At 69.6% G+C, this 3,456-nt stretch carries 2 protein-coding genes and 1 pseudogene; 2 read left to right on the top strand and 1 reads right to left on the bottom strand.

Going from position 1 to position 3,456, the window contains the following annotated elements:
- Positions 1-167 precede the first annotated feature (167 nt).
- Both MJ797_RS25450 and MJ797_RS27115 read left to right on the top strand, forming a co-directional pair.
- Positions 168-2,678 (top strand): site-specific integrase, encoded by a 2,511-nt coding sequence (locus MJ797_RS25450; RefSeq protein WP_239342075.1) that lies wholly within the window; start codon positions 168-170, stop codon positions 2,676-2,678.
- Positions 2,679-2,916: 238 nt separating this feature from the next.
- Positions 2,917-3,039: a hypothetical protein gene (locus MJ797_RS27115; RefSeq protein ID WP_255739493.1), complete on the top strand. Its 123-nt coding sequence runs from the start codon at positions 2,917-2,919 to the stop codon at positions 3,037-3,039.
- A gap of 143 nt (positions 3,040-3,182) precedes the next feature.
- Here MJ797_RS27115 and MJ797_RS25445 read toward each other — a convergent pair.
- Positions 3,183-3,456 (bottom strand): annotated as a pseudogene (locus tag MJ797_RS25445) (hypothetical protein); the annotation flags it as partial.

The following is a 3,456-nucleotide window of genomic DNA, read 5'->3' as shown; positions in this document are numbered from 1 at the left end:
AATGTCCACCTGTCGACGACGCAGATTTACCTCAACCCGCTGCCGGAGGACGTGATCGCCAGCGTGCTGGCCCACCACGGGCGTCGCGCCAGCGCGCCGTCGGCGCCCCCGCCGACGCGATCGGGCTACCGGGCCGCGTCGCTGGACGTGTTGTTCGGGACCGGCCGATGACCGCCCCGCCCGCGGCGATGACCACGGTCGCCACGGACACGGCGAGTTCCGCCGCGACCGGTGCGGCGGGGGATGCCGTGGGATTGCTGGCACGGTTCCCGGCCCGTCCGCTCGCGGCGAGTTGGCCGAGTACCCGGGCGTCGCGGGCACGCGTCGACGCGCGGCTGGCCGCGGCGCCGTTCGTCGCGGATACCGCCGTCGGTGAGGACAACCGGCGCCGGGGCGTGCGGATCGTGGCGGACTGGCTCGAGAGCCAGCCGGGGGCGGGCTGGCAGCAGCGGTGGGAGGCCAGCGGCGTCGGCGTCGACGGCCGGGTCGACTGGCGAGCGCTGCCGATCGGCTGGCGCCGCGCCACCACCGGCGGGGGCTGCCGTTCTGACCATGCGGTGCTCGGCAGCGGGCTGCTCTCACTGATCTGCGCCGACGTGCTGCGCCCCTCGCTGGCCTGGTTGCTGACCACGGTCACGCCCAAACGGCTGGCCAGCGAGATGGCCCGCACCCGCGACCCGGCCGGCTTCGCCGCCCTGATGGCGGCCTGCGAGGCCAGCCCGGTCGGGGAGGCCACGACGCGGGTCGCGCTGCACCGCGTCGTGGCGATCCTCGCAGCCAAGGGCGGCACCGTCGGCGAGATCACCACCGGTGACTGTCTGGAACTGCTCGCGGTCGCGGGCCAGGTCTGCGACGTCGCGCACTACCGCAGCCCATACTTCTACCAGCTGCTGCGCGCGACCGGGGTGTTCGGCCCGGACGCGGCAGCGAACCTGCGCGCCCTCGCACCCAACCGGCAGCTCTCCGTCGAGCAGCTGGTCGATCGTTGTGGCATCGCCTGCCAGCCGGTACGTGATCTGCTCGTCGACTACCTGCGCGAACGCCAGATCGGCCTCGACCACGTCACGCTGATCCGGCTGGCCGACGCGCTCGGCCGGCTGTTCTGGGCCGATCTCGAGGCGCATCATCCCGGGATCGACACGCTGCGCCTGGCACCCGCGGTCGCCACCGCCTGGAAACTGCGCGTCACCACGAAGACCACGCAGAAACGGCAGCCCGACGGCATGGTGCTCGAGCAGACCAGCCCGCGGCGCAGCGCGACCAACGTTCTGGGCGCGGTCCGCGCCTTCTACCTCGACCTGGCTCACTGGGCCACCGACGACCCGGCCCGCTGGGGGCCGTGGGCAGTGCCCTGCCCTGTCAAGGCCGAGGACATCCCGCACCGCAAGGAGGCCGCCCGCCGCAAGTCCGCGATGGACGCCCGGACCCGGGAACGGCTGCCGGTCCTACCGGCCCTCGTCGCGTTCGTGGACGTCGCCCGCGCCGCGGCGACCGCCCGGCTGGCCGCCGCGACCGCGACGAACCCGGGCGAGTTGTTCACCGTCGACGGGCAGACCCTGCGCCGGGTCGCGACCACCCGTGCCCACGTCAGCAAGATCTGGGCCCAGGACCCTGCCGGCGGCCGGCGCCGCAACCTCACCCAGGAAGAGTGGCATGCCTTCTGGACGTGGGCCGTGGTCGAACTTCTGCGTCACACCGGCCTGCGTATCGAGGAGTTGACCGAGATCACCCACGCCAGCCTGGTCCAATACCGGCTGCCGACGACCCGCGAACTCATCCCGCTGCTGCACGTCGTGCCCTCGAAGACCGACACCGAGCGGCTGCTGGTCATCAGCCCCGAACTCGCCGACGTGCTGTCCGCCATTATCTGCCGGGTCCGTGACGACACCGGGGCGATCCCGCTGGTCGCGTCCTACGACTACCACGAACGGGTCTTCAACCCGCCGCTGCCGCTGCTGTTCCAACGACGGGTCGGCACCGAGAACCGGCCACTGTCCGCCCCGGTAATCCGCACGCTGCTCGACGAAGCGCTCACGGCCAGCGGCCTGACCGGCGCCGATGGCGCGCCATTGCGGTTCGTCCCGCACGATTTCCGCAGGATCTTCGTCACGGACGCCGTCATGAACGGCATGCCTCCGCATATCGCGCAGCTCGTGGTCGGGCACCGCGACATCAACACCACGATGGGCTACAAGGCGATCTATCCCGAAGAGGCGATCAACGGCCACCACGCCTTTCTCGCGCGCCGCCGCACGCTGCGCCCAAGCGAGGAATACCGCATCCCGACCGAGCGGGAATGGGACGACTTCCTCGGCCATTTCGAGCGGCGGAAGGTCGCCTACGGCACCTGCGGCCGGGCGTTTGGCACCACCTGCGTCCATGAACACACCTGTGTCCGGTGCGCACTACTACGACCGGATCCCGTCCAGCGGGGACGGCTCGCTGACGTCGCCGACAACCTGCGCGCCCGCATCAACGAAGCCCGCCGCCACGGCTGGCTCGGCGAGGTCGAAGGCCTGACCGTCAGCCTCGCCGGCGCCGAGCAGAAACTCGCGCAGCTCGACGCCCTCGCGGCGCGGCGCGCACCCACCGACCTCGGTCTGCCGGCCTTCCCGGACGTTGTCGGCCGCACCATCACCTCACCCCGCGAGGACCGCAGCGCAGGAAGGCCGTCATGACTCCCGCCCTGCTCCTGGCGCTGCTGCGCGCCGGCGTCCGCGGCATCCCCACGGAACAGGCCGCCATCGGTCTGCTCATCGCCCACGACCCTGGCTCGGCCGCGCAGACGTCGCCCGCTTCATCGTCACGGCCTGGAACGCGACCGAGCCGGCGACCCGCATCGTCGTCCTGGACTGGCCCGCCGCGCTCACCGCCCTCGACGCCGGCGACCTACCCTGCTCCGCCGGTGAACGACGCATGCTCCGCTGTGCCGCCAGCCTCACCGGCCACGCCACGATCCACCTCGGCGACACCGTCACCGGCCTCGACTACAACATCCCAATCCCGGTCGAGGCTATCCACCAGATAGTCGACTACTAATTGTAGTGCCGCGTAATGGCAGCAACTTTTGTCACTCTGAGTCATCTGTGCTGGTCACAGCTTGATCAGTCGCGTAACCCTGTAAAGATCCTGTCATTACGCGGCAGTAGTTGTATATTACACTAAGTAGTTGGTTCAGAGAACAGGCACAGCTTGGCGTTGTAGGGGAAGTACGAGCAGAACTTGAGGAAGAACGGGCCGAAATCCTCATCGACGCAGTAGAAGTAGAAGTGGTTGACCAGCCCGGTCGTCTTCACGATCCACGGGTATGTTTTCCCCTCGGCGTCGCGGCGTTTCTCCGTCCGGAACAGAGAAGTCTTCTCCTGGGCACGGCCGATGAACACCACCCCCTCGGTGCCGGTGAAGTCCTTGAGCCGTTCGTGCATGACGTCGTCCTTGCGCTGCCCCTTGACGAAA

Source organism: Protofrankia sp. CiP3 (genome assembly GCF_917627345.1).
GTDB lineage: Bacteria > Actinomycetota > Actinomycetes > Frankiales > Frankiaceae > Protofrankia.
Note: the sequence above shows the minus strand (reverse complement) of the source record. Positions and strands in the feature narration are given on the sequence as shown.